The sequence below is a fragment of the Enterobacter chuandaensis genome, assembly GCF_039718975.1.
Classification (GTDB): domain Bacteria; phylum Pseudomonadota; class Gammaproteobacteria; order Enterobacterales; family Enterobacteriaceae; genus Enterobacter; species Enterobacter chuandaensis.
In genome coordinates, this window is record NZ_CP097173.1 from 4070499 (window position 1) to 4097419 (window position 26921).

The window sequence follows — 26921 nt, forward strand, 5'->3', positions numbered from 1 at the left end:
TAGCTGCCTTAAATCAAAAATTGTCGCGTATGGGTTAATTAAAATCCCAGCTCGTTAACATTTTTGCGATCGACTACATCAGGATAAATTATGGAGCTGCTCTGCCCAGCCGGAAACCTTCCGGCGCTTAAGGCGGCCATCGAAAATGGGGCCGATGCGGTCTATATCGGGCTGAAGGATGACACCAACGCCCGCCATTTTGCTGGCCTTAACTTTACGGAGAAAAAGCTTCAGGAAGCCGTTAACTTCGTTCACCAGCACCGCCGCAAACTGCATATCGCCATCAACACGTTTGCCCATCCTGATGGCTACGCCCGCTGGCAGCGCGCGGTGGACATGGCGGCACAGCTGGGTGCCGATGCGCTGATCCTGGCCGACCTCGCTATGCTTGAGTATGCCGCAGAACGCTATCCGCATATTGAGCGCCACGTCTCTGTTCAGGCATCCGCAACGAACGAAGAAGCGGTGCGTTTTTATCATCAACACTTCGATGTCGCCCGCGTGGTGCTGCCGCGCGTGCTCTCTATTCATCAAGTTAAGCAACTCGCGCGCGTCACGCCAGTGCCGCTGGAAGTTTTTGCCTTTGGTAGCCTGTGCATCATGGCCGAGGGCCGGTGTTATCTTTCCTCTTATTTAACCGGTGAATCACCGAATACCGTCGGGGCCTGCTCCCCTGCCCGCTTTGTCCGCTGGCAGCAGACCCCTCAGGGGCTGGAGTCTCGCCTGAATGAGGTGCTGATTGACCGCTATCAGGACGGTGAGAACGCCGGTTATCCAACCCTGTGTAAAGGCCGCTATCTTGTCGACGGCGAGCGCTACCACGCGTTGGAAGAGCCCACCAGCCTTAACACGCTGGAATTGCTGCCCGAACTGCTGGCCGCCAATATTGCCTCGGTGAAAATTGAGGGTCGCCAGCGCAGCCCGGCCTACGTGAGCCAGGTGGCGAAGGTCTGGCGTCAGGCCATCGACCGCTGTATGGCGGACCCGCAGAACTACGCCCCGCAGGCGGCGTGGATGGAGACGCTCGGTTCGATGTCCGAAGGCACGCAAACCACGCTTGGCGCGTATCACCGTAAATGGCAGTGAGATCATCATGAAATATTCATTAGGCCCGGTGCTCTACTACTGGCCAAAAGAGACGCTGGAAGATTTTTACCAACAGGCCGCCACCAGCAGCGCCGATGTGATTTACCTCGGCGAAGCGGTATGCAGCAAGCGCCGCGCCACCAAAGTGGGCGACTGGCTGGATATGGCGAAAAGCCTGGCCGGCAGCGGCAAGCAGGTGGTGCTCTCGACGCTCGCGCTGGTGCAGGCGTCTTCCGAACTGGGCGAGCTGAAGCGCTACGTCGAAAACGGCGAGTTCCTGCTGGAAGCGAGCGATCTCGGCGTGGTCAACATGTGCGCCGAGCGTAAGCTGCCGTTTGTCGCGGGCCATGCGTTGAACTGCTATAACGCCGTGACGCTGCGCCTGCTGCTCAAACAGGGGATGACGCGCTGGTGTATGCCGGTGGAACTCTCCCGCGACTGGCTGACGAACCTGCTCTCTCAGTGCGACGAACTGGGCATTCGCCATCAGTTTGAAGTGGAAGTGCTGAGCTACGGTCATCTGCCGCTGGCCTACTCCGCCCGCTGCTTCACCGCGCGCTCGGAGGATCGCCCAAAAGACGAATGCGAAACCTGCTGCATTAAATACCCGAACGGGCGCAGCATGCTGTCGCAGGAAAATCAGCAGGTGTTTGTCCTGAACGGCATTCAGACCATGAGCGGCTATGTCTATAACCTCGGCAACGAGCTGGCGTCGATGGACGGCCTGGTGGACATGGTGCGCCTGTCGCCGCTGGATACCGGCGTGTTCGCGATGCTGGACGCCTTCCGCGCCAACGAAAAAGGCACCGCTCCGCTGCCGCTGATGGCAAACAGCGACTGCAACGGCTACTGGAAACGGCTGGCCGGGCTGGAATTGCAGGCGTAAAAAAGGCTCACTTTGTTAACAACGGTTATCATTTTTTAATGCAGTATTAAAGATTCACCGTCGACAAAGTGAGCTGTTATGACTGACAAAACCATTCCGTTTTCGGTGCTGGATCTGGCGCCGATCCCACAAGGCTCCTCCGCGCGAGAAGCCTTTTCGCACTCTCTCGATCTCGCTCTACTCGCCGAAAAGCGTGGCTATCACCGCTACTGGCTGGCCGAGCATCACAACATGGTAGGCATCGCCAGCGCTGCAACCTCGGTACTGATTGGTTATCTGGCGGCAAATACTACCACCCTGCACCTGGGCTCCGGCGGCGTGATGCTGCCGAACCACGCCCCGCTGGTGATTGCCGAGCAGTTTGGCACCCTGAATACCCTTTACCCGGGCCGTATTGACCTTGGGCTTGGCCGTGCGCCAGGCAGCGACCAGCCGACCATGCGCGCCCTGCGCCGCCATATGAGCGGTGATATCGACAACTTCCCGCGCGACGTGGCCGAGCTGGTGGACTGGTTCGACGCGCGCGATCCGAACCCGCACGTACGCCCGGTGCCGGGCTACGGCGAGAAGATCCCGGTATGGCTGTTAGGCTCAAGTCTTTATAGCGCGCAGCTTGCCGCACAGCTGGGACTGCCGTTTGCCTTCGCTTCCCACTTCGCACCAGATATGCTGCATCAGGCGCTGCATCTTTACCGCACGAACTTCAAACCGTCCGAGCGTCTGGAGAAACCTTACGCGATGGTGTGTATCAATATCATTGCCGCCGACAGCAACCGCGATGCGGAATTCCTGTTTACCTCCATGCAGCAGGCGTTTGTGAAGCTGCGTCGCGGTGAGACGGGGCAGCTTCCGCCGCCGGTAGAAAATATGCATCTGCTGTGGTCAGCCTCCGAACAGTATGGCGTTCAGCAGGCGCTGAGCATGTCGCTGGTGGGTGATAAGGCAAAAGTGCGTCACGGGCTGGAAGCGGTGCTGCGTGAAACGCAGGCGGATGAAATTATGGTTAACGGGCAGATTTTTGATCACCAGGCGCGCTTGCACTCGTTTGATTTGGCGATGCAGGTGAAAGAGGAGTTGGTGGGGTAGCCATTGTTTCGCCCGGTGGCGCTGCGCTTACCGGGCCTACGGGATCGCGTAGGCCGGATAAGGCGTAGCCGCCATCCGGCACAAAAGACTCACTGATACACGGGCAGCAGATTAAAACTCGACAGCACGTGCACCACGGCATTGCCCGCGCCAAACACCAGGATCAGCGCAATCATCGGCTTGCCGCCCCAGACGCGGAATTTCGGGCTGCCGAAGCGTTGTCGTGATTTCCGCGCCAGCAGCGCCGGCACAATCGCCGCCCAGATGGTGGCCGCCAGCCCTGCATAGCCGATGGCGTACAGGAAGCCGTTCGGCCACAGCAGACCGCCCACAATCGGCGGCAGGAAGGTCAGCAGCGCGGTTTTGAAACGCCCCATCGCAGAATCATCAAAGCTAAACAGATCTGCCAGGTAGTCAAACAGGCCCAGCGTCACGCCGAGGAATGAACTCGCCACCGCAAAGTTGGAGAACACCACCAGCAGCAGATCCAGGCTGCGGCTGTTCAGCACGCCGCTCAGGGCCTGCACCAGCACGTCGATGTTACCGCCCTTCTGCGCAATGCCGATAAACTCCGGGCGCGGGATGTTGCCCATCGTCCCCAGCAACCAGATGACATACAGCCCCAGCGCCAGCAGCGTGCCGTAAACCAGGCACTTCACGATGGTGCGCGGATCCTTGCCGTAGTACTTCATCAGGCTCGGCACGTTGCCGTGGTAGCCGAATGACGCCAGGCAGAAAGGCAGGGTCATCAGCAGGTACGGCGTGTAGGAGGTATTTACTTCCGCGACGTTAAACAGCGTGGCGGGGGTCACGTGCCCCAGCAGGCTACCAAAGGTCAGGAAGAAGGTGATGACCTTAGCGCCCAGCACAATCGCCGTCATGCGGCTCACCGCTTTTGTACTCATCCAGACGATAAACGCCACGCCCAGTGCAAAACAGAGCCCCGCCAGACGCGCCGGAACATTCAGCGACATCTCCGAGAATGTATGATGCAGAATCGAGCCGCTCGCCGAGATATACGCGTAGGTCAGAATGTAGAGCACAAACGCGATGGAAAGCCCGTTCACCAGGTTCCAGCCTTTGCCCAGCAGATCTTTGGTGATGGTGTCGAAGCTGGAGCCAATGCGGTAGTTCAGGTTAGCTTCAAGGATCATCAGACCGGAATGGAGCATACAGAACCATGTGAATACCAGCGCGGCCAGCGACCAGAAGAACCACGCACCGGACATGACCACGGGCAGGGAAAACATCCCGGCACCAATAATGGTTCCGCCGATGATCACCACGCCGCCAAGCAGCGAAGGTGACGTTTGGGTGGTGGTTAGTGTCGCCATACAGCCTTTTCTCCAGTCAATCATGCGGTTCTGCATTTTAATGTGACGCACTGTACCAGTACAAGAGTACAAAGGGAATAAAAAAAGCCCCGATAGCGTCTATCGGGGCTGTATATTTTACTTTACGTCAGAAGCGAAAGGCTTACGCGTCACCGAAACGACGACGGCTGGTGCCTTCTTCACGACGTGGGCCCCGGTTTTCACGGCGCTCACCGGAGAAACGACGACCTTCACCACCGCGACCTTCGCTGCGACCGCCTTCACGGCGCTCGCCGCCGAAACCGCGACCACCGCCACGACGTTCACCGCCGCGGTCAGGACGTGGCTGCGCATCGCCCAGCAGCTGCATGTTCATCGGCTTGTTCAGGATGCGGGTGCGAGTAAAGTGCTGCAGTACTTCGCCCGGCATGCCTTTTGGCAGCTCGATGGTAGAGTGGGATGCGAACAGCTTGATGTTACCAATGTAACGGCTGCTGATGTCGCCTTCGTTAGCGATCGCGCCAACGATGTGACGAACTTCAACACCATCATCACGGCCCACTTCAATGCGATACAGTTCCATATCGCCCGCGTCACGACGTTCACGACGTGGACGGTCTTCACCACCACGCTCTGGGCGGTCGCCACGTGGACCACGATCGTTACGGTCGCCACGACGTTCGAAGCGATCGTCACGGTCACGGAACTCACGCTTAGGACGCATCGGTGCATCTGGTGGCACGATCAGGCTACGTTCGCCCTGAGCCATTTTCAGCAGTGCTGCAGCCAGGGTTTCCATATCCAGCTCTTCGCCTTCAGCGACAGGCTGAATCTGCGACAGTAGTGCACGGTACTGATCCAGATCGCTGCTTTCCAGCTGCTGCTGTACTTTTGCGGCGAATTTTTCCAGACGGCGTTTGCCCAGCAGGTCTGCGTTTGGCAGGTCCGCTTCTGGAATGGTCAGCTTCATGGTGCGTTCGATGTTGCGCAGCAGACGACGCTCGCGGTTCTCAACGAACAGCAGCGCACGACCAGCACGACCCGCACGACCGGTACGACCGATACGGTGAACGTAAGACTCGGAGTCCATCGGGATGTCGTAGTTTACAACCAGGCTGATACGCTCAACGTCCAGACCACGTGCTGCCACGTCGGTTGCAATCAGGATATCCAGACGGCCGTCTTTCAGACGCTCCAGCGTCTGCTCACGCAGAGCCTGGTTCATGTCGCCGTTCAGCGCTGCGCTGTTGTAGCCGTTACGCTCCAGCGCTTCAGCCACTTCCAGGGTCGCGTTTTTGGTACGCACGAAGATAATCGCCGCATCAAAATCTTCCGCTTCCAGGAAACGTACCAGCGCTTCGTTTTTGCGCATGCCGTACACGGACCAGTAGCTCTGGCTGATATCCGGGCGAGTAGTTACGCTGGACTGAATACGCACTTCCTGCGGCTCTTTCATGAAGCGGCGGGTAATGCGACGAATCGCTTCTGGCATGGTTGCAGAGAACAGCGCGGTCTGGTGACCTTCCGGGATCTGAGCCATGATGGTTTCGACGTCTTCGATGAAGCCCATACGCAGCATTTCATCGGCTTCATCCAGTACCAGGCCGCTCAGTTTAGAGAGATCCAGGGTACCGCGCTTCAGGTGATCCAGCAGACGGCCCGGCGTACCGACGACAATCTGTGGGCCCTGGCGCAGGGCGCGTAACTGCACGTCATAACGCTGGCCGCCGTACAGGGCTACCACGTTTACGCCGCGCATATGTTTAGAGAATTCCGTCATGGCTTCAGCAACCTGAACAGCCAGTTCACGGGTTGGAGCCAGAACGAGGATCTGCGGTGCACGCAGGTCCGGATCGATGTTGTTCAGCAGCGGCAGCGAGAATGCTGCAGTTTTACCGCTACCAGTCTGGGCCATGCCCAGTACGTCACGACCAGAAAGCAGGTGTGGAATACACTCAGCCTGGATCGGAGATGGTTTTTCGTAACCCAGATCGTTAAGGGCTTCAAGGATAGGAGCCTTCAGGCCCAGATCTGCAAAAGTGGTTTCGAATTCAGCCATGTAGTACGAGTGCCTCAATGTCAATGGCGGCCAGTCTACTTAGCTCATCGTGAAAATGATTAGCAATTTTCATTGAAAAGTGTGAACCGGCTCAAAGTAGGTGTATTGACGAACAACAACGCCCTCACCAGTTAAGGTGATGGCAATCAAAAGATTACGGGCTGATGTTTATGTCGTCAGCTATTGCTGGTCCGATTCTGCCAGGTCGTCTTGCTCCTGGCCCAAGAGCGATAATTCCAACAATGCATAACGGTGCTCAACGAAATTGTGTACGTTGTTAGCAACCGCTAATTTGAACAGTGCCGTAGCGCTGTCCATATCCCCCAGACTTAGGTAGTACTTACCTAAATAGAAGTTGGTTTCACTGAGATGCTCAGCGAGCGAGGTGTTATCCGTTGCGTCCGCCTTGAGGCGTTCCATCAGCGTTGCTTCGCTAATGTTGCCCAGGTAGAACTCGACAATGTTCCATCCCCACTGTTCCTTGTCCGATTTATCGAAGCGCTGTTTCAGGGCTTCTTTTGCCTGCTTCTCATCGAGCTTACGCTCAACGATGTAAAGCCACAGACTACGGAAAGGATCATTAGGATCGTCTTGATAAAACGCCAGCAGATCATCTTGCGCTAACTTATCACGACCGCCGTAATACAATGCGATACCGCGATTCAAGTGCGCGTAGTTGTAAGTTGGATCAAGCTCAAGTACAGAATCAAACGCTTCATAGGCAGCATCAAAATTGCCTGCCTGCGTTAAATAAATGCCTAAGTAATTGAATACTTCAGGCATATCAGGTCGGATAGCCAGCGCTTGTGAAAAATCATTTCGCGCTAATGCCCTCAGACCGAGACTATCATACAACACTCCGCGCTCATATAAAAGCTGTGCGCGTTCGTCATCGGTTAAAGCCCGACTGGCAAGTATTTGTTCCATGCGTGCCAGAATCACTTCCTGTTGCAAAGTCGGTTGCAATGGCACTGCGAGGACTTCGCTCTTACGCCAGGCAGAGTTGCTGCATCCTGCCAGCGTTAAAGCTGTCGCAACGAAACACCAGCGCAAAAAAGGCTTCATTTCCCACTCCCGAAGACAACTATTGGATGAACGTCCTGTCCCCCGGCGGCTTAACAAGGCGTCCTGCCTGATAATAAACCCTCCGCCGAAGCGGAGGGCAAATGCTACCTTACTCGCCTTGTTCTGCGGCTGGCGCTTCTGGCGCAGCGGCAGGAGACTGCTCGGTTGCTTCTTTAATGCTCAGACGGATACGGCCCTGGCGATCAACTTCCAGAACTTTAACCGGCACTTCCTGACCCATCTGCAGGTAATCGGTCACTTTCTCAACGCGCTTGTCAGCGATCTGAGAGATGTGAACCAGACCTTCTTTACCGCCACCGATGGCAACGAACGCGCCAAAGTCAACGATACGGGTCACTTTACCCGCGTAGACGCGGCCCACTTCGATCTCAGCGGTGATTTCTTCGATGCGACGGATAGCGAATTTCGCTTTCTCGCCGTCGGTTGCTGCGATCTTCACAGTACCGTCATCTTCGATTTCGATGGTGGTGCCTGTTTCTTCGGTCAGCGCGCGGATTACGGAACCGCCCTTACCGATAACATCTTTGATCTTGTCTGGATTGATCTTGATGGTGTGAATACGCGGAGCGAATTCAGAGATATCACCGCGTGGTGCGTTGATAGCCTGTTCCATCACGCCCAGGATGTGCAGACGCGCACCTTTAGCCTGGTTCAGAGCAACCTGCATGATCTCCTTGGTGATACCTTCAATTTTGATATCCATCTGCAGAGCAGAGATACCGTCGCGGGAACCCGCCACTTTGAAGTCCATATCGCCCAGGTGGTCTTCGTCACCCAGAATGTCAGACAGAACAACGAAGTTGTCGCCTTCTTTCACCAGACCCATTGCGATACCCGCAACAGCGGCTTTGATCGGCACGCCTGCATCCATCAGCGCCAGAGAGGCACCACACACGGAAGCCATGGAGGAAGAACCATTGGATTCGGTGATTTCAGACACCACACGTACGGTGTACGGGAATTTGTCTGCTTCTGGCATCACTGCCAGCACGCCGCGCTTCGCCAGACGACCGTGACCAATTTCACGACGCTTCGGTGAGCCAACCATACCGGTTTCGCCCACAGAGTACGGAGGGAAGTTGTAGTGGAACAGGAAGTTGTCAGTACGCTCGCCCATCAGTTCGTCGATGATCTGCGCATCACGTGCAGTACCCAGGGTCGCGGTAACCAGCGCCTGCGTTTCACCACGGGTAAACAGCGCGGAACCGTGAGTACGTGGCAGAACGCCAGTACGCACATCCAGACCACGGATCATATCTTTTTCACGGCCATCGATACGCGGCTCGCCTGCCAGTACGCGGCTACGAACAACGTTTTTCTCGATAGCGTGCAGGATTTCGCTCAGCTCGTTAGCGTCCAGCGCTTCGTCTTCAGCGATCAGGGTGGCGATGGTTTCATCTTTGATCACGTCAACCTGAGCATAACGCTCCTGTTTGTCAGTGATGCGGTATGCATCGCTCAGACGAGATTCTGCCAGTGCAGCAACGCGTGCGTTCAGCGCGTCGTTTGCCGCTTCTGGCTGCCAGTCCCAACGAGGCTTACCGGCTTCTTTCACCAGGTCGTTGATGTTCTGGATAACAATCTGCTGCTGCTCGTGACCGAACACCACAGCGCCCAGCATCTGGTCTTCGCTCAGCAGTTCAGCTTCGGATTCAACCATCAGCACCGCTGCTTCAGTACCGGCAACAACCAAGTCCAGCTTACTTTCTTTCAGCTCTTCCTGAGTTGGGTTCAGCACGTACTGGTCGTTGATGTAACCGACGCGCGCAGCACCGATTGGGCCATTGAATGGAATACCAGACAGTGACAGGGCAGCAGAAGCACCGATCATCGCAACGATGTCCGGGTTAACCTGTGGGTTAACGGAAACAACGGTCGCAATAACCTGAACTTCGTTAACGAAGCCTTCCGGGAACAGCGGACGAACCGGGCGGTCGATCAGACGCGCGATCAGGGTTTCGCCTTCGCTTGGACGGCCTTCACGACGGAAGAAACCACCCGGGATTTTACCGGCAGCGTAGGTACGCTCCTGGTAGTTAACGGTCAGCGGGAAGAAGTCCTGACCTGGTTTAGCTTTTTTCTGGCCAACTACGGTAACGAATACAGCAGTGTCATCCATGCTTACCATAACGGCAGCAGTAGCCTGACGCGCCATCATGCCGGTTTCCAGCGTGACGGTATGCTGACCATACTGGAATTTACGAACGATCGGATTCAGCAAAATTCTGTCCTTTCTTAAATGTATGACAGCACACCACCGGCGTGCTGTCGATTTAACCCGACCTTCTTCGCATCCTCGCGACTAATGACAACCGACACCCCCATGGGTGAAGCCTCTCATTAGCCGCGCGAACCTCTGCAATGAAGATCATTTATAGCAACAATACAATAGTTTCCCTTGAATTGCTGCCGTCTGGTTGAAAAAAGGGGCCATCAGGCCCCCTTTTCTGAAACTCGCAAGACTTAGCGACGCAGACCCAGACGCTCGATCAGCGCGGTGTAGCGTGCAACATCTTTACGTTTCAGGTAGTCGAGCAGTTTACGACGCTGAGAAACCATGCGCAGCAGACCACGACGGCTGTGGTGATCTTTTTTGTGCTCTGCAAAGTGACCCTGCAGGTGGTTAATCTGTGCAGTCAGCAGTGCAACCTGAACTTCGGTAGAACCGCTGTCGTTAGTACCACGACCAAACTCAGAAACGATTTTAGCTTTAGCTTCAACGCTTAGAGACATTTTCAAACTCCAAAGTATAAAGAATGTAAGGGTGCCGATCTCTAATTCAGCGACCCCATGTACGCCCCGCAAATTGTTAAACAATTTACCGGGCGTTAAGCGGCGATATTCTACTCGTCTCCCCTGCTTATCGCAAGGTGAGGCGTAATCACCGTCACGCGTCGACCGGATATTCGACGACCAGACGACGCGGCGCAACGCGCCCTTCACCGTCCATTTCGCCCATACCGATGAATTTCCCTTCGTCACCTTCCGTCACGCGTACCAGTCCATCCAGCGGCGCATCCGCCGTACGAACCGGGTTTCCGTTCTTAAAGTAAACGGACGATGTTAAAGGAAGATTAACGATCGGGAAGTCCGCTGCCGGACTGTCCATTGGCATCAGCAAAGGATCCAGCAAATCTGCTGGTGCCACTCCCTGCGCTTGTGCCTGTTCAGCCAGCGCGCGCAGTTGCTCAAGCGTCACCATGCGCTCGACCGGATATTTACTGACCGCCAGACGACGCAGATAAATCACATGCGCGCCGCAGCCCAGCTTTTCACCGAGGTCATCAATGATGGTACGAATATAGGTCCCTTTCGAACAATGCACTTCCAGCTCCAGCTCATCGCCTTCGTGGCGAATAAACAGCAGCTCATACACGGTAATCGGACGGGCTTCACGCGGGACGTCAATTCCCTGGCGCGCATATTCGTAGAGCTTCTTGCCCTGATATTTCAGCGCCGAATACATCGACGGCACCTGCATCGTGTCTCCGCGGAAGCTTTCCAGCGCCGCATCAAGCTGTTCGGCGCTGAAGGTCACCGGGCGCTCTTCTACTACCTGACCATCCGCGTCGGAAGTATCCGTACGCTGGCCCAGTTTAGCGATAACGCGGTAGCGTTTATCGGAATCGAGCAGGTACTGGGAAAACTTTGTCGCTTCACCCAGGCAAATCGGCAGCATGCCGGTCGCCAGCGGATCCAGCGCGCCGGTGTGGCCCGCACGGTTAGCGTTATATATACGCTTCACTTTTTGCAGCACGTCGTTGCTGGATGCACCCTGCGGTTTATCCAGCAGCAGCACGCCATGCACGTCGCGACCGCGACGACGAGGACGACTCATCAGTCCTCCTTGCTGTCGTCCGTCGGGTTAACACGACGTTCGTCGTCATGTTTCACCACGCTGGTCACCAGGTTGGACATGCGCATACCTTCGACCAGCGAGTTGTCGTAGAAGAAGGTCAGCTCTGGCACGATACGCAGGCGCATCGCTTTGCCGAGCAGAGAGCGGATGAAACCAGAGGCTTCCTGCAGTGCTTTAATGCCGTTCTTCACCGCCGCTTCGTCCTGATCGTTCAGGAAGGTTACGAACACTTTGGCATAGGCCAGGTCACGAGACATTTCTACGCCGGACACGGTAGTCATCATACCGATACGCGGGTCTTTAATTTCGCGTTGCAGGATGAGCGCAATCTCTTTCTGCATCTCCTGCGCCACGCGCTGCGGGCGACCAAATTCTTTCGCCATAATAAATTCTCCAGACAAAAAAGGGGCTAAAAGCCCCTTTTAAAATTATTGCCGGGTGGCACGAGGCAATCCCGGCCTACATATGGACTTATCCCTAAAGGATTAGTCGATGCTGCGTTGGATCTCGATGATCTCGAACACTTCGATCATATCGCCAACGCGAACGTCGTTGTAGTTCTTCACGCCGATACCACATTCCATGCCGTTACGGACTTCGTTAACGTCATCTTTGAAGCGGCGCAGGGATTCCAGCTCGCCTTCGTAGATAACCACGTTGTCACGCAGTACGCGGATTGGGTTGTGACGCTTGATGGTACCTTCGGTAACCATACAGCCCGCGATCGCACCGAATTTCGGTGATTTGAACACGTCACGTACTTCAGCCAGACCGATGATCTGCTGTTTCAGCTCAGGAGACAGCATACCGCTCATCGCCGCTTTCACTTCGTCGATCAGGTTATAGATGACGGAGTAGTAGCGCAGATCCAGGCTTTCCGCTTCGATCACGCGGCGAGCAGATGCATCAGCACGCACGTTGAAGCCAACCAGAATAGCGTTGGATGCCGCAGCCAGGGTTGCGTCGGTTTCGGTGATACCACCTACGCCAGAACCGATGATCTTCACTTTCACTTCGTCGGTAGACAGTTTCAGCAAGGAGTCGGAGATCGCTTCCACAGAACCCTGAACGTCCGCTTTCAGAACAACGTTCACTTCGTGAACTTCGCCCTCGGTCATGTTGGCAAACATGTTCTCGAGTTTAGATTTCTGCTGACGCGCCAGTTTCACTTCACGGAATTTACCCTGACGATACAGAGCAACTTCACGCGCTTTCTTCTCATCACGGACTACGGTCACTTCGTCACCGGCAGCCGGAACACCGGACAGACCCAGGATTTCCACTGGAATGGACGGACCCGCTTCCAGCACTTCCTGACCCAGTTCGTTACGCATCGCACGAACGCGACCGTATTCGAAACCGCACAGAACGATGTCGCCTTTGTTCAGCGTACCTTCGCGAACCAGAACCGTTGCAACCGGACCACGACCTTTATCCAGGAAGGATTCGATCACCGCGCCGCTCGCCATACCATTACGGATCGCTTTCAGCTCCAGAACTTCAGCCTGCAGCAGGATAGCGTTCAGCAGGTCGTCGATACCGGTACCCGCTTTTGCAGATACAGGGATGAACTGCGCTTCGCCGCCCCACTCTTCCGGCATAACGCCGTACTGAGACAGTTCGTTCTTCACGCGGTCCAGATCGGCTTCTGGCTTATCGATTTTGTTGACCGCAACAACCAGAGGCACCTGAGCCGCTTTCGCGTGCTGGATAGCTTCAATGGTCTGTGGCATAACGCCATCGTCTGCTGCAACAACCAGTACAACGATATCCGTAGCCTGAGCACCACGAGCACGCATTGAGGTGAACGCTGCGTGGCCTGGGGTATCCAGGAAGGTGATCATGCCGTTTTCAGTTTCTACGTGGTAAGCACCGATGTGCTGGGTAATACCACCCGCTTCGCCGGAGGCAACCTTCGTAGAACGAATGTAGTCGAGCAGAGAGGTTTTACCGTGGTCAACGTGACCCATGATGGTCACAACCGGTGCACGCGGTTCAGCCGCAGCGCCAGTGTCACGGTCGCTCATGACTGCTTCTTCCAGCTCGTTTTCACGACGCAGGATAACTTTATGGCCCATCTCTTCGGCAACCAGCTGTGCGGTTTCCTGGTCGATAACCTGGTTGATGGTTGCCATTGCGCCCAGCTTCATCATCGCTTTGATGACCTGAGAGCCTTTAACCGCCATCTTGTTCGCCAGATCGCCAACGGTGATGGTTTCGCCAATTACGACGTCACGGTTAACCGCCTGAGCTGGCTTCTGGAAGCCCTGCTGCAGAGAAGAACCTTTACGCTTACCGCCTTTACCACCGCGAACCGCAGCACGTGCTTCTTCGCGGTCAGCTTTAGATTCAGCGTGTTTGTTACCTTTCTTCGCCGGACGCGCGGCTTTTGCATTACGACCACGGCCACGGCCGCCTTCTACTTCACGGTCGTTATCATCTTCAGCCTGACGCGCATGCTGAGAAGTGGTCACGTGATAGTCGCTGGTATCTTCAGTCGGTTCAGCGGTGTTCACGCCATTCTTCTCGTTTTCTTCAGCCATACGGCGCGCTTCTTCAGCGACGCGGCGAGCTTCTTCTTCCAGCTTACGGCGGGCTTCTTCTTCCGCTTTACGCTTCAGCTCGGCAGCTTCATTTTCACGGCGGGCTTTTTCAGCCTGGGCGGTTTTGGTCATTTCGTCTGTCTGTTGATTGCTCACTTTGTCTTTTTCCGCAGCGTCACGCTTCACTTTATCACTGGCGTCGCGTTTCGCTTTTTCTGCGGCCTCACGTTCAGCTTTTAATTCTGCTTCACGTTTGGCGGCTGCTTCCGCCTCACGCTGAGCTTGTTCTTCCGCTTCACGCTGTGCCTGCTCTTCCGCGGCAAGGCGTTCTGCCTCTTGCGGATCACGTTTTACAAAGGTGCGCGTCTTGCGGACTTCGATTTGTACCGATTTGCTTTTGCCACCGGTACCAGGGATGTTTAACGTGCTGCGCGTTTTGCGCTGCAGCGTTAACTTGTCAGGCGTAGAACCATGTTCGCGGTTCAGATGCGTTAACAAGGTTTGTTTTTCTTGCGCGGTCACCGAGTCATCAGCGGACTTCGGGATCCCTGCATCAGCAAATTGCTGTACCAGGCGGTCCACGGAGGTCTGAATCTCAGCAGCCAGCGATTTTACAGTTACATCAGTCATGCTGTTCCTTCCTGCTACAGTTTATTACGCTTCGTCGCCGAACCAGCAAATATTACGTGCGGCCATGATGAGTTCGCCGGCTTTCTCGTCGGTTAAACCTTCGATATCAGCCAGGTCATCAACGCCTTGCTCAGCGAGATCTTCCAGCGTACAAACACCACGGGCAGCCAGCTTGAACGCAATCGCACGATCAAGACCTTCCAGATTCAGCAGGTCATCAGCCGGCTTCTTATCGCCAAGGCTTTCTTCCTGAGCCAGTGCCAGGGTGGTCAGTGCGTTTTTAGCGCGTTCACGCAGGGCTTCAACGGTTGGCTCATCCAGACCGTCAATTTCCAGCAGCTCTTTCATTGGCACATAGGCCAGTTCTTCCAGCGTAGAGAAACCTTCTTCTACCAGAACAGTGGCGAAGTCTTCGTCAATGTCGAGGTATTTGGTGAAGGTATCGATCGCCGCATGGGCTTCAGCCTGATGCTTAGCCTGCAGGTCATCAACGGTCATGACGTTGAGTTCCCAGCCGCTCAGCTGTGACGCCAGGCGTACGTTCTGACCGTTACGGCCAATTGCCTGCGCCAGGTTGCCCGCTTCAACAGCGATATCCATGGTGTGTTTGTCTTCGTCAACAACGATAGACGCCACATCAGCCGGAGCCATTGCGTTGATCACGAACTGCGCCGGGTTGTCGTCCCACAGAACGATATCGATACGCTCGCCGCCCAGTTCGGTAGAAACCGCCTGAACGCGCGCACCGCGCATACCGACGCAAGCACCGACCGGGTCGATACGCTTGTCGTTGGTTTTCACCGCAATTTTCGCACGAGAGCCTGGATCGCGAGCTGCTGCTTTGATCTCAATAACTTCTTCGCCGATTTCCGGTACTTCGATGCGGAACAGTTCAACCAGCATTTCTGGTTTAGAACGGGTCACGAACAGCTGCGCACCACGCGCTTCAGGGCGCACGGCGTACAGAACACCACGAATACGGTCGCCCGGGCGGAAGTTTTCACGCGGCAGCATGTCTTCACGCAGGATCACGGCTTCAGCGTTGCCCGGCATCCCTTCGGATTTAATTTCCAGAGAGATGTTGTCACGGTTCACTTTCTTCACCACGCCAGTGATGATTTCGCCTTCCTGATCGCGGAACTGATCGACAACCAGAGCGCGTTCGGCTTCGCGCACTTTCTGCACGATAACCTGCTTAGCGGTCTGGGTGGTGATACGGTCGAAGGTCACAGATTCAATCTGATCTTCAACGTAGTCACCCACGTTCAGACTTTCGTCTTCAAAACGTGCAGCTTCCAGGGTGATCTCTTTGGTCGGCTGGGTCACTTCTTCTACGATTACCCAACGACGGAATGTATCGAAGTCACCGCTTTTACGATCGATTTCTACGCGAACATCGATCTCTTGTTCGTATTTTTTCTTGGTTGCTGTAGCCAGTGCACTTTCCAGCGCTTCGAAAATCTTCTCACGCGGCAGTGATTTCTCGTTGGAGACGGCTTCAACAACAGCCAAAATTTCTTTGTTCATCGCGGGCTTTTCACCTCAATCCAGACTGTTAAAAGTGGGGAACCAGGTTCGCCTTCTGGATATTACTCAGCGCGAACATTTCATCTTTGCCTTCGACTGTCACCGTGATCATTTCACCATCAACGGCTTTGATAATTCCCTGCCATTTACGGCGGTTCTGTACGGCCATACGCAGAACGAGAGCCACTTCTTCACCGGTAAAGCGCACATAGTGCTCGGCCGTGAACATCGGGCGATCGAGGCCAGGTGAGGAAACTTCCAGGTTGTACGCAACGGTAATCGGGTCTTCAACATCAAGAACCGCACTCACCTGGTGGCTGACATCAGCACAATCATCAACATTGATGCCATCTTCACTATCAATATAGATGCGCAGCGTCGATGTACGGCCGCGAACGAATTCGATGCCGACCAGTTCGTAGCCCAGTGCTTCGACCGGTGCAGTAATCATCTCTGTTAATTTTTGCTCTAATGTGGACAAGCCCACCCCCAAGACATAAAAAAAGGGCGTAAAGCCCAGTTATTCTGTAGTCAGATAACAAAAAACCCCGATAAATCGGGGCTTTAGATAACTGAACCCTATAGCCACAACTGTGGCCTGGAGCACTCTCCGAAAGAATTTTTTCAAATCCAGCTACGAAGGCTCTAAGTCTTCACAGTATATTTGAAAAAGAACTTTATGGGAAAGTGGTTGCGGGGGCCGGATTTGAACCGACGACCTTCGGGTTATGAGCCCGACGAGCTACCAGGCTGCTCCACCCCGCGCCTGAAACGTGGCAAATTCTACGCGTTTTGGACAGAATTTGCAAATAATGCTGGGATTTGGTACCGAAGACGGGACGTAAAATCGGCGTTTAGTATATTGATAGTTGACCCCACCTGTCAACCCAGCTTCCGCCAGACAGAACAGACCAAATTTTTTACAAAAAACGCACGAGTCTCTTTCGGTCTTCGACAAAAGATGATTAAATGAATACTCACTTATTTTGCATAAAAATGCACACGAGAGCGAAAGCGGTCTCTAATCAGTCAATCAAGCAGGGTTTTATTCTATGACGACGATTCTCAAGCATCTTCCGGTAGGACAACGTATTGGCATCGCTTTCTCAGGCGGCCTGGATACCAGCGCTGCACTGCTGTGGATGCGCCAGAAGGGAGCGGTTCCGTATGCATATACTGCGAACCTGGGTCAGCCGGATGAGGACGATTATGACGCGATCCCTCGTCGTGCCATGGAGTATGGCGCAGAGAACGCACGTCTGATTGACTGCCGTAAGCAGCTGGTTGCTGAAGGTATTGCCGCTATTCAGTGCGGTGCGTTCCATAACACCACCGGCGGCCTGACCTATTTCAACACCACCCCGCTGGGCCGTGCCGTCACCGGCACCATGCTGGTTGCCGCCATGAAAGAAGATGGCGTGAACATCTGGGGTGACGGCAGTACCTATAAAGGCAACGATATTGAACGTTTCTATCGTTATGGTCTGTTGACCAACGCCGAGCTGCAGATCTACAAGCCGTGGCTGGATACCGACTTTATCGACGAGCTGGGTGGTCGCCATGAAATGTCCGAGTTTATGATTGCCTGCGGCTTTGACTACAAAATGTCCGTTGAGAAAGCGTACTCAACCGACTCCAACATGCTGGGTGCGACGCACGAAGCGAAGGACCTGGAATTCCTGAACTCCAGCGTGAAGATCGTTAACCCGATCATGGGCGTGAAGTTCTGGGACGAGAACGTGAAGATCCCGGCGGAAGAAGTGACCGTGCGTTTCGAACGTGGTCATCCGGTTGCCCTGAACGGCAAGACCTTCTCTGATGACGTTGAACTGATGCTGGAAGCAAACCGCATCGGCGGTCGTCACGGTCTGGGCATGAGCGATCAGATTGAAAACCGTATTATCGAAGCGAAAAGCCGCGGTATCTATGAAGCGCCGGGGATGGCGCTGCTGCACATCGCTTACGAGCGTCTGCTGACCGGTATTCACAACGAAGACACCATCGAGCATTATCACTCTCATGGTCGTCAGCTGGGCAAACTGCTGTATCAGGGTCGCTGGTTCGATCCGCAGGCGCTGATGCTGCGTGACGCGCTGCAGCGTTGGGTAGCGAGCGCGATCACCGGTGAAGTGACGCTGGAACTGCGTCGCGGTAACGACTACTCCATTCTGAACACCGTGTCTGACAACCTGACCTATAAAGCAGAGCGTCTGACCATGGAGAAAGGTGATTCAGTATTCTCGCCGGACGACCGTATTGGCCAGCTGACCATGCGGAACCTGGACATCACCGATACCCGTGAAAAGCTGTTCAACTACGTTGAGAACGGCCTGCTCTCCGCGAATTCAGGTAACGGTCTCCCACAGGTTGAGAACCTGGAACACAGCGATAAGAAATAATCGACAGCAAGATATGCAAAAGGCGCCCAACAGGCGCCTTTTTTATGTGGTATTTATAGGGCGGGTAAGCGCAGCGCCAGCCCACCACCACAATATACAAACGAAAAAAAAGACGTCTTTCGACGTCTTTCTTCTGGAATATTGGTACCGAGGATGGGACTCGAACCCACAAGCCCGTTAGGGCACTACCACCTCAAGGTAGCGTGTCTACCAATTCCACCACCTCGGTACGGAATACTTACTGCGGGATATCGCTGGTTGGCTTAGCCGGTGCAGCTGGCTGAGTCTGCTCAGTTTTCGCTGGCGCGCTCAGATTTTCCCACTCGCTTCCTTTACTGGTCTTGTTGCTGTTGATATTGCCAAGTACCAGACTGATGATGAAGAACAGCGTAGCCAGAATCGCCGTTGTGCGGGTCATGAAGTTCGCAGAACCACTTGAACCGAACAGCGTACCGGAAGCGCCTGCTCCGAAGGAGGCTCCCATATCAGCGCCTTTACCTTGCTGCAGCATAATCAGCGCTACGAGAGCGATGGCTACAATAAGGAAAACAACTAAAAGAGCTTCGTACATAATCAACCTGTTCCTTGCGGATTTGCCGCATACCAATGCTTCGACCAATTAGCAGGATTTTTGTTTCCCACTGAAGCGGGTGTGAATACTAACCAAAGCGAATCACCTTCGCAAGGGCATTTTCGACGCATTGTATCAACTGCGGAAAAAAACAGCAAAAAGCCATTAATTGCTTAAAACAAAGGCGGCAAGCGCCGCCTTTTTAAACACTTACTGTGAAGGATTATGCAGCTTTAACGGCATCCGCAATACGGTGCGCAAATTCAGTTATCTGCGCTTCGTCCTCACCTTCCACCATCACGCGGATTAACGGCTCGGTACCTGACTTACGCAGCAAGACGCGGCCACGGCTGCCCAGAGCCGCTTCAACATCAGCCATCACCGCTTTTACGTTGTCATTTTCAAGCGGATCGCCTTTACCCGCTGTGAAACGCACGTTTACCAGGATCTGCGGGAACATTTTCATGCCGCTGCACAGGTCGTGCAGGCTCATATGGTTGCGCGCCATCGCGGCAACCACCTGAAGCGCGGCAACAATGCCGTCACCGGTGGTGGTTTTGTCGAGAAGGATCACGTGACCGGAGTTTTCCGCGCCAATACGCCAGCCTTTCTCCTGCAGCTTTTCCAGCACGTAGCGGTCGCCCACTTTCGCGCGAACAAACGGAATTCCCAGCTGTTTCAGCGCCAGCTCCAGACCCATGTTGCTCATCAGGGTACCGACAGCACCGCCGCGCAATTGCCCCTGACGCAGCCCTTCACGGGCAATGATGTACAGGATCTGGTCGCCGTCGACTTTGTTACCTTCGTGGTCAACCATGATCACGCGGTCGCCGTCGCCGTCCAGGGCAATGCCCAGATCGGCTTTTTCTGCCAGCACGCGCGCCTGCAGGGCGCGCACGTCCGTCGCCCCGACCTGCTCATTAATGTTCAGACCATCCGGCTCGCAGCCGATGGCGATCACTTTCGCACCCAACTCGCGGAAAACATTCGGCGCAATGTGATAGGTCGCACCGTTCGCACAGTCCACCACAATTTTAAGATGCGCCAGGCTCAGCTCGTTCGGGAAGGTACCCTTGCAGAATTCGATATAACGACCTGCCGCATCGACGATGCGGTTCGCTTTACCCAGCTCTGCAGAATCAACACAGGTGATCTCTTTTTCCATTTCGGCTTCAATGGCCTCTTCCACTTCGTCCGGCAGCTTGGTGCCGTCGATGGAGAAGAACTTGATGCCGTTGTCGTAGAACGGGTTATGTGAAGCAGAAATCACGATTCCGGCTTCAGCACGGAAGGTACGGGTCAGATAAGCGACCGCAGGCGTTGGCATTGGACCTGTAAACGAAGCAGAAAGCCCCGCCGCCGCCAGACCGGCTTCGAGCGCAGATTCGAGCATATAGCCTGAAATACGGGTATCTTTGCCAATGATGATCTTACGTGAGCCATGACGCGCCAGAACCTTACCCGCAGCCCAACCCAGCTTCAGAACAAAATCAGGGGTGATGGGTGCATCGCCAACACGCCCACGGATGCCATCGGTACCAAAATATTTACGATTACTCATAGCGTTTGTTTTCCTTCGCTGCCAGTGTGGCTTCCACCACACGCATGGCTTCTACTGTTTCTTTGACGTCATGGACACGAATTATATGCGCGCCTTGCATCGCGGCAATCACCGCGCAGGCCAGACTGCCGCTCAGGCGCTCGCTCGGCCCAACATTCAGCAATTGCCCAATCATCGACTTTCTCGACATCCCCACCAGCAGGGGCAGGCCGAAATGATGAAATTCCGATAAGCGCGCAAGCAACGCGTAATTGTGAGAGAGATTTTTACCGAAACCGAACCCCGGGTCGAGCAGCAATTTCTCTTTTGGGATGCCCGCACGTTCACAGCGTTCAATGTGCTCAATAAAGAAGCGATTTACGTCGGCATAAACATCGTCATACTTCGGCGCTTCCTGCATCGTTTTCGGCTGCCCTTGCATGTGCATCAGGCATACCGGCAGACCTGTCTCCGCGGCCGCTTCAACGGCACCGGGCTCGGTCAGTGAGCGGATATCATTAATAATGTGAGCGCCCACTCTCGACACTTCACGAATCACCTCTGGCTTGGAGGTGTCCACAGAGATCCAGACCTCAAAGCGCTGAGCGATCGCTTCAACCACCGGTACCACGCGCGCCAGCTCCTCTTCCACAGAAACGTCCGCCGCGCCGGGACGCGTCGATTCGCCGCCAACGTCAATGATGGTGGCGCCTGCATTGATCATTAAATTTGCGTGCTTAACCGCGTCAATTAGCGTGTTGTGCGTGCCGCCGTCAGAGAAGGAGTCAGGAGTGACATTCAGGATCCCCATCACGTGTGGATGTGAAAGATCGAGATGCGAGTCCTGGGCGAATAATTTCATGACGAAGTCCCTGGTATAGATGGTTAAACAGAAATGAAAAACCCTGGAGCAAGCTCCAGGGTTTGAGGTACAAACAAACGCTTCAACAGCAGTGACTTACTTGTCGCCCAACTGCTCTGACATGGTATTGCCCGGGTTTGGCGTACGCGGTTCATCAACAGGACGCGGCGCACGCGGGGTGCCATTGTTGTCAGAATTGTTGGAAGCGCCTGGGTCTTCCCAGCCTGCTGGCGGACGCACTTCGCGGCGAGCCATCAGGTCGTCAATCTGCGGTGCATCGATGGTCTCATATTTCATGAGCGCATCTTTCATCGAATGCAGGATGTCCATATTGTCATTCAGGATCTGACGTGCGCGACCGTAGTTACGTTCAATCAGCGCTTTCACTTCCTGGTCGATGATACGTGCCGTCTCATCGGACATATGTTTTGCTTTCGCCACGGAACGGCCCAGGAATACTTCACCCTCTTCCTCTGCATACAGCAGCGGACCGAGTTTGTCGGAGAAGCCCCACTGAGTCACCATGTTACGCGCCAGGTTTGTCGCCACTTTAATGTCGTTAGACGCGCCGGTAGAAACATGTTCTGGACCGTAGATGATCTCTTCCGCCAGACGACCGCCGTACAGGGTTGAAATCTGGCTTTCCAGCTTCTGACGGCTGGCGCTGATCGCGTCGCCTTCAGGCAGGAAGAAGGTCACACCCAGCGCACGACCGCGCGGAATAATCGTCACTTTGTGCACCGGATCGTGTTCCGGCACCAGGCGACCAATAATCGCATGGCCCGCTTCGTGGTATGCGGTGGACTCTTTCTGCGCTTCCGTCATCACCATGGAGCGACGTTCCGCACCCATCATGATTTTGTCTTTCGCTTTCTCGAACTCCACCATGGACACGACGCGCTTGTTGCCGCGAGCAGCGAACAGCGCAGCTTCGTTGACCAAGTTAGCCAGGTCCGCACCGGAGAAGCCCGGGGTACCGCGCGCGATGATTGCCGCGTCGATATCTGGCGCCAGCGGTACGCGACGCATGTGCACTTTCAAAATCTGTTCACGACCGCGAACATCCGGCAGACCGACCACAACCTGACGGTCGAAACGGCCTGGACGCAGCAGCGCAGGGTCAAGTACGTCCGGACGGTTAGTTGCCGCGATAACGATGATACCTTCGTTACCTTCGAAGCCGTCCATCTCAACCAGCATCTGGTTCAGCGTCTGCTCACGTTCATCGTGACCACCGCCCAGGCCTGCGCCACGCTGGCGGCCCACGGCGTCGATTTCATCGATAAAGATGATGCACGGTGCTGCCTTCTTGGCCTGCTCGAACATGTCACGCACACGAGATGCACCGACACCCACGAACATTTCAACGAAGTCAGAACCTGAAATAGTAAAGAACGGCACCTTCGCTTCACCTGCAATGGCTTTCGCCAGCAGGGTTTTACCGGTACCCGGAGGGCCGACCATCAGGACGCCTTTCGGGATCTTACCGCCCAGTTTCTGGAAACGGCTCGGCTCGCGCAGGTATTCAACCAGTTCACCCACTTCTTCTTTTGCTTCGTCACAACCGGCGACGTCAGCAAACGTGGTCTTGATCTGGTCTTCCGTCAGCATACGCGCCTTGCTCTTACCGAACGACATGGCGCCTTTGCCACCGCCGCCCTGCATCTGGCGCATAAAGAAGATCCAGACGCCGATAAGAAGCAGCATCGGGAACCAGGAAATGAAGATAGAAGCCAACAGGCTTGGTTCTTCTGGCGGCTCGCCTACCACTTTGACGTTTTTGGTCAGAAGGTTATCAAGCAGCTTAGGATCGTTCACCGGGATGTAAGTCGTGTAACGGTTACTATCTTTCTTGGTAACGTTGATCTCACGTCCGTTGATACGCGCTTCGCGAACCTGGTCCTGATTGACCTCTTGCAGGAAGGTAGAATAATCCACCTTGCGGCCATTCGACTCGCTGGGCCCAAAGCTCTGGAATACTGACATCAGCACAACGGCAATGACCAGCCAGAGTATTAGGTTTTTCGCCATGTCACTCAAGGGATTAACCTCATATTACAACTGTGTTAAAAACAGCGTCAGGATACTCTATATCCAGTTTCATTCAAACTTTCGCCTGAAATCTACCGGTTATCATTTTCGCCCGGTCGCTACAATATACACTTCTCGGGAACGGGCCCGGGAAGAGTCCGGCTTACGAACTTTGACCTTCGCAAACAGGGAGCGAATTTCCTTAAGATACTCCTCGAAACCTTCGCCCTGAAACACCTTCACAACAAAACTACCACCAGGCGCTAGTACATCACGACACATTTCTAACGCTAGCTCCACCAGATACATGGCGCGGGGGATATCCACCGCCGGTGTTCCGCACATATTTGGTGCCATATCCGACATGACAACCTGGACCTTACTGTCACCAACACGATCAAGTAACGCTTTCAGCACTAATTCATCACGAAAGTCGCCCTGAAGGAAGTCGACACCGACGATGGGATCCATTGGTAAAAGATCGCACGCGATGATTCGGCCCGTTCCGCCGATCTGCGTTACCGCATACTGGGACCATCCGCCAGGTGCCGCGCCGAGGTCGACAACCGTCATCCCCGGCTTAAAAAGTTTGTCACTTTGCTGTATTTCATCAAGTTTAAACCAGGCACGGGAACGCAACCCCTTTTTCTGTGCCTGTTGAACATATTTATCGCTAAAGTGTTCCTGAAGCCAGCGGCTGGAGCTGGCAGAACGCTTTTTACCTGTCATTTAACATTTCCGTCCTGGTTCATCGTTGCTTGCCTGTGACGTAAATTTCTACGCAGCTATTTGGCGATATAAGGGAGATGGCGGTAGAATGAACCGTTTTCAATCCCAACGTAAGCAAAAATATACGATGAATCTGAGTACTAAACAAAAACAGCACCTTAAAGGTCTGGCACATCCGCTCAAGCCGGTAGTAATGCTTGGCAACAATGGTTTGACCGAAGGGGTGCTTGCCGAGATTGAACAAGCGCTGGAACACCACGAGCTGATCAAGGTGAAAATCGCCTCTGAAGACAGAGACACTAAAAACCTGATCGTGGAAGCCATCGTGCGCGAAACCGGCGCCTGTAATGTACAGGTCATCGGTAAAACGCTGGTGCTCTATCGCCCATCTAAAGAGCTTAAAATCTCGCTGCCACGCTAAGGATATCCTGAATCAATCACATTTTCTGTGTGAAACGAGGGATTTCTTTCAGCAGGCTGAGCAAAATGCCATGCTCCTTGAGTTGATAAAAGGCCGCTATGCGGCCTTTTTCTTTTCTTTACAATGTATCAACATCTTAGTAGAGAAGCGAATTACAGGTATTCAACCTTAATAATTTCGTATTCCACTTCACCGCCAGGGGTGCGGATGGTGACAACATCGTCCTGCTCTTTGCCAATCAGGCCGCGAGCAATGGGTGAGTTCACTGAAATCAGGTTCTGTTTGAAGTCTGCTTCATCATCACCCACGATGCGATAGGTCTGCTCTTCGTCGTTGTCCAGGTTCAGAACGCTGACGGTAGAACCAAAAATCACGCGGCCATTGTTAGGCATTTTGGTGATATCGATAACCTGCGCGTTAGACAGTTTCGCTTCGATATCTTTAATGCGTCCCTCACAGAACCCCTGCTGTTCACGCGCAGCGTGGTATTCAGCATTCTCTTTCAGGTCGCCATGCTCACGGGCTTCCGCGATAGCGGCGATGATTTCAGGGCGACGCACGGATTTCAGGAAATCCAGTTCTTCGCGCAGTTTTTCGGCACCACGTAAGGTCATCGGAATAGCTTGCATTTGTTATACCTCTTAAACATTCCTGTTGGGAGCAGTGTTCCCTGCTCCTGCCCCCTAAAGCGGGCAAGAAGCAAAAAGAAAACCGACCCGGGAGCAATGCCCCAGGTCAGCAGCAATTTTTCAATTTGATACGCATTTTACCGCGAAGTTCACTATGGGTCATCGTTTACTTTGCAGTGCTATGCACCGTAGTATGACGGTTTGTTTTCGGGTTGTTAGCGCGAGATTATGCGATTTTCCAGTTTTATCATCGGATTGACTACCAGTATAACGTTCACCGCCCAGGCCGCGAATGTTGATGAGTACATTAATCAGCTCCCCGCAGGCGCGAACCTTGCCCTGATGGTGCAGAAGGTTGGCGCACAGGCTCCCGACATTGACTATCACAGTCAACAGATGGCGCTGCCTGCCAGTACCCAGAAGGTGATCACTGCCCTCGCCGCCCTGCTCCAGCTCGGGCCTGACTTCCGTTTTACCACCACGCTTGAAACCAAAGGTAACGTTGCGAATGGCGAACTGAAAGGCGATCTTATTGCCCGTTTCGGCGGCGATCCCACCTTTAAGCGCCAGGATATCCGCAACATGGTGGCAGTACTGAAAAAATCCGGCGTGACAAAAATCGATGGCAACGTACTGATCGATACCTCCATTTTTGCCAGCCATGATAAAGCCCCTGGCTGGCCATGGAACGACATGACGCAGTGCTTTAGCGCGCCGCCAGCAGCCGCGATTGTTGACCGTAACTGCTTCTCCGTGTCGCTCTACAGCGCGCCAAAACCGGATGACTTAGCGTTTATCCGCGTGGCGTCCTACTATCCGGTCACCATGTTTAGTCAGGTGCGTACGCTGGCGAAAGGGTCTCCGGACGCGCAGTATTGCGAGCTGGACGTGGTGCCGGGCGACCTTAATCGCTATACCCTCACCGGCTGCCTGACGCAGCGCGCCGATCCGCTGCCGCTGGCCTTTGCCATCCAGGACGGTGCGGGATATGCGGGTGCGATTCTCAAGGATGAACTGAAGCAGGCGGGAATAACCTACTCCGGCACGCTGCTTCGTCAGACGCAGGTCAACCAGCCCGGTACGGTCATTGCCAGTAAACAGTCACCACCGCTGCACGATTTGCTGCGAATTATGCTGAAAAAGTCGGATAACATGATTGCCGACACCGTGTTCCGCATGATTGGTCACGCGCGTTTCGGCGTGCCGGGAACCTGGCGTGCGGGCTCAGACGCTGTTCGTCAGATCCTGCGTCAGCAGGCGGGAATCGATCTGGGTAACACTATCGCCGTCGATGGTTCGGGATTATCGCGTCATAACCTGATAGCCCCGGCCACCATGATGCAGGTGCTTCAGTACATTGCACAACATGACACTGAGCTAAACTTTATTTCTATGCTGCCGCTTGCCGGGCATGACGGTTCGCTGCAGTATCGCGCCGGGCTTCACGCGGCGGGTGTCGATGGCAAAGTATCCGCTAAGACAGGTTCACTGCAGGGCGTTTACAACCTGGCAGGCTTCATCACGACCGCCAGCGGACAGCGCATGGCATTCGTACAGTATCTTTCCGGCTATGCCGTCGAACCGACCGACCAGCGCAACCGCCGCATACCACTGGTTCGCTTCGAAAGCAGGCTTTATAAAGACATCTACCAGAATAACTAGCG

23 protein-coding genes and 2 tRNA genes are annotated in these 26921 nt (G+C 54.5%); 6 read left to right on the forward strand and 19 right to left on the reverse strand.

Annotation, left to right across the window (positions count from 1 at the left end; all coding sequences use genetic code 11):
* The first annotated feature begins 90 nt into the window (after positions 1-90).
* The 3 genes from ubiU to MX657_RS19590 all read left to right on the forward strand — a co-directional run bounded on the left by ubiU (position 91) and on the right by MX657_RS19590 (position 3058).
* Positions 91-1086: a ubiquinone anaerobic biosynthesis protein UbiU gene (gene ubiU, locus MX657_RS19580; protein WP_014885366.1), complete on the forward strand. Its 996-nt coding sequence runs from the start codon at positions 91-93 to the stop codon at positions 1084-1086.
* Between the two features lie 7 nt (positions 1087-1093).
* Positions 1094-1972, forward strand: a complete 879-nt coding sequence (locus MX657_RS19585; RefSeq protein WP_346806503.1) for a U32 family peptidase — start codon at positions 1094-1096, stop codon at positions 1970-1972.
* A 78-nt stretch (positions 1973-2050) separates the two neighbouring features.
* Positions 2051-3058, forward strand: a complete 1008-nt coding sequence (locus MX657_RS19590; RefSeq protein WP_119916475.1) for a luciferase-like monooxygenase — start codon at positions 2051-2053, stop codon at positions 3056-3058.
* An 89-nt stretch (positions 3059-3147) separates the two neighbouring features.
* On the opposite strand, the gene mtr is transcribed toward MX657_RS19590, so the two are convergent.
* The 12 genes from mtr to MX657_RS19645 form a co-directional block, all read right to left on the reverse strand.
* Complete coding sequence (mtr, locus tag MX657_RS19595) at positions 3148-4392, reverse strand: tryptophan permease (protein WP_346806505.1); 1245 nt, start codon at positions 4390-4392, stop codon at positions 3148-3150.
* Between the two features lie 142 nt (positions 4393-4534).
* On the reverse strand, positions 4535-6430 hold the full coding sequence (locus tag MX657_RS19600) for a DEAD/DEAH family ATP-dependent RNA helicase (RefSeq protein WP_217480356.1): 1896 nt from the start codon (positions 6428-6430) through the stop codon (positions 4535-4537).
* Positions 6423-6503, reverse strand: coding sequence for a protein YrbN (gene yrbN, locus MX657_RS23740; protein ID WP_100122156.1), 81 nt, complete (start codon positions 6501-6503; stop codon positions 6423-6425). The genes MX657_RS19600 and yrbN overlap by 8 nt, the downstream gene beginning before the upstream one ends.
* A 107-nt stretch (positions 6504-6610) precedes the next feature.
* Positions 6611-7495, reverse strand: a complete 885-nt coding sequence (gene nlpI, locus MX657_RS19605) for a lipoprotein NlpI (protein WP_061096959.1) — start codon at positions 7493-7495, stop codon at positions 6611-6613.
* Between the two features lie 109 nt (positions 7496-7604).
* Entirely contained in the window at positions 7605-9737 is a 2133-nt protein-coding gene (pnp, locus tag MX657_RS19610; protein WP_080328308.1) for a polyribonucleotide nucleotidyltransferase, read from the reverse strand.
* A 242-nt stretch (positions 9738-9979) separates the two neighbouring features.
* Complete coding sequence (gene rpsO / locus MX657_RS19615; RefSeq protein ID WP_003861789.1) at positions 9980-10249, reverse strand: 30S ribosomal protein S15; 270 nt, start codon at positions 10247-10249, stop codon at positions 9980-9982.
* 154 nt (positions 10250-10403) lie between these two features.
* Positions 10404-11354 carry a tRNA pseudouridine(55) synthase TruB gene (truB, locus tag MX657_RS19620; protein ID WP_119916477.1) on the reverse strand — a complete coding sequence of 317 codons (951 nt, stop codon included), beginning with the start codon at positions 11352-11354 and terminating at the stop codon, positions 10404-10406.
* Positions 11354-11758 carry a 30S ribosome-binding factor RbfA gene (rbfA, locus tag MX657_RS19625; protein ID WP_041907887.1) on the reverse strand — a complete coding sequence of 135 codons (405 nt, stop codon included), beginning with the start codon at positions 11756-11758 and terminating at the stop codon, positions 11354-11356. The genes truB and rbfA overlap by 1 nt, the downstream gene beginning before the upstream one ends.
* Positions 11759-11860: 102 nt before the next feature.
* Positions 11861-14548, reverse strand: coding sequence for a translation initiation factor IF-2 (infB, locus tag MX657_RS19630; RefSeq protein WP_080328310.1), 2688 nt, complete (start codon positions 14546-14548; stop codon positions 11861-11863).
* 24 nt (positions 14549-14572) lie between these two features.
* Positions 14573-16075, reverse strand: a complete 1503-nt coding sequence (nusA, locus tag MX657_RS19635; protein ID WP_014885374.1) for a transcription termination factor NusA — start codon at positions 16073-16075, stop codon at positions 14573-14575.
* A gap of 28 nt (positions 16076-16103) precedes the next feature.
* Positions 16104-16556 (reverse strand): ribosome maturation factor RimP, encoded by a 453-nt coding sequence (gene rimP, locus MX657_RS19640; RefSeq protein ID WP_165853353.1) that lies wholly within the window; start codon positions 16554-16556, stop codon positions 16104-16106.
* Between the two features lie 207 nt (positions 16557-16763).
* A tRNA-Met gene (locus MX657_RS19645) sits at positions 16764-16840 on the reverse strand.
* A 287-nt stretch (positions 16841-17127) separates the two neighbouring features.
* Between MX657_RS19645 and argG the strand changes: the two genes are divergently transcribed.
* Complete coding sequence (argG, locus tag MX657_RS19650; protein WP_346806508.1) at positions 17128-18474, forward strand: argininosuccinate synthase; 1347 nt, start codon at positions 17128-17130, stop codon at positions 18472-18474.
* Positions 18475-18616: 142 nt separating this feature from the next.
* Here the strand turns inward: argG and MX657_RS19655 are convergent.
* The 6 genes from MX657_RS19655 to rlmE form a co-directional block, all read right to left on the reverse strand.
* Positions 18617-18703: transfer RNA gene (locus MX657_RS19655), tRNA-Leu, on the reverse strand.
* 9 nt (positions 18704-18712) lie between these two features.
* Complete coding sequence (gene secG, locus MX657_RS19660) at positions 18713-19045, reverse strand: preprotein translocase subunit SecG (protein WP_021242256.1); 333 nt, start codon at positions 19043-19045, stop codon at positions 18713-18715.
* A gap of 223 nt (positions 19046-19268) precedes the next feature.
* The gene (glmM, locus tag MX657_RS19665; protein ID WP_346806511.1) at positions 19269-20606 is read right to left on the reverse strand and encodes a phosphoglucosamine mutase; all 1338 of its coding nucleotides are present in this window, start codon (positions 20604-20606) and stop codon (positions 19269-19271) included.
* Positions 20599-21447 (reverse strand): dihydropteroate synthase, encoded by an 849-nt coding sequence (gene folP, locus MX657_RS19670; RefSeq protein ID WP_080328313.1) that lies wholly within the window; start codon positions 21445-21447, stop codon positions 20599-20601. The genes glmM and folP overlap by 8 nt, the downstream gene beginning before the upstream one ends.
* Before the next feature lie 96 nt (positions 21448-21543).
* A complete protein-coding gene (gene ftsH, locus MX657_RS19675) occupies positions 21544-23478 on the reverse strand; it encodes an ATP-dependent zinc metalloprotease FtsH (RefSeq protein ID WP_013098921.1) in 1935 nt (644 codons plus the stop codon).
* Positions 23479-23580: 102 nt separating this feature from the next.
* The gene (gene rlmE, locus MX657_RS19680; protein WP_003861812.1) at positions 23581-24207 is read right to left on the reverse strand and encodes a 23S rRNA (uridine(2552)-2'-O)-methyltransferase RlmE; all 627 of its coding nucleotides are present in this window, start codon (positions 24205-24207) and stop codon (positions 23581-23583) included.
* 127 nt (positions 24208-24334) lie between these two features.
* Here rlmE and yhbY point away from each other — a divergent pair, with 127 nt between their 5' ends.
* Positions 24335-24628, forward strand: a complete 294-nt coding sequence (gene yhbY / locus MX657_RS19685; RefSeq protein ID WP_346808579.1) for a ribosome assembly RNA-binding protein YhbY — start codon at positions 24335-24337, stop codon at positions 24626-24628.
* 152 nt (positions 24629-24780) lie between these two features.
* On the opposite strand, the gene greA is transcribed toward yhbY, so the two are convergent.
* Positions 24781-25257 carry a transcription elongation factor GreA gene (gene greA / locus MX657_RS19690; RefSeq protein WP_006812122.1) on the reverse strand — a complete coding sequence of 159 codons (477 nt, stop codon included), beginning with the start codon at positions 25255-25257 and terminating at the stop codon, positions 24781-24783.
* 228 nt (positions 25258-25485) lie between these two features.
* Between greA and dacB the strand changes: the two genes are divergently transcribed.
* Complete coding sequence (dacB, locus tag MX657_RS19695; protein ID WP_119916481.1) at positions 25486-26919, forward strand: serine-type D-Ala-D-Ala carboxypeptidase; 1434 nt, start codon at positions 25486-25488, stop codon at positions 26917-26919.
* The last annotated feature ends 2 nt before the right edge of the window (positions 26920-26921 follow it).